Annotated in this window: 1 protein-coding gene; it reads right to left on the minus strand. The window is 34.4% G+C overall.

All coding sequences use genetic code 11. The features are described from left to right. Positions 1-422: hypothetical protein (locus tag KP705_RS18135; RefSeq protein ID WP_215765302.1), on the minus strand; the 422-nt coding region annotated here is incomplete at both ends.

Raw genomic sequence — 422 nt, forward strand, 5'->3', positions numbered from 1 at the left:
TCCAAAAAATTTCTCGCAAATCGTTGAGAGTCTTCTTTTAAAATCATCAGACGTACAATTTTCCAAATCTAAATTATCGATACTCGAATACAAACCATCCTTGTCACATTCTTCTAAATCTTTAACCCAAAGGCGTATCTCATCTTTATTGTCATTAACAAAAACACACTCGTAACAAAAATCATCCTCGTCATCGTTCAAATATTCGTTGAATCTTAAAAAACCATATCCCCTGCTTTCTATGTAATCCAAAAACAAAGAAGAATGCGAAGKAAGACAACGCAAATAATCTCTATAACTTTTCACATCCTTCACAGGAAAAGAATGGTCAATATAATGGTCATGCAAACAAGTCATGATATCGTAAGGCTTTTCCCAACCGCAATAAACCTCGACCCCATTCCCAAACATATAACGAATAG

The sequence above is a fragment of the Gluconobacter sp. P1D12_c genome (genome assembly GCF_018812105.1).
Lineage (GTDB): Bacteria > Pseudomonadota > Alphaproteobacteria > Acetobacterales > Acetobacteraceae > Gluconobacter > Gluconobacter oxydans_A.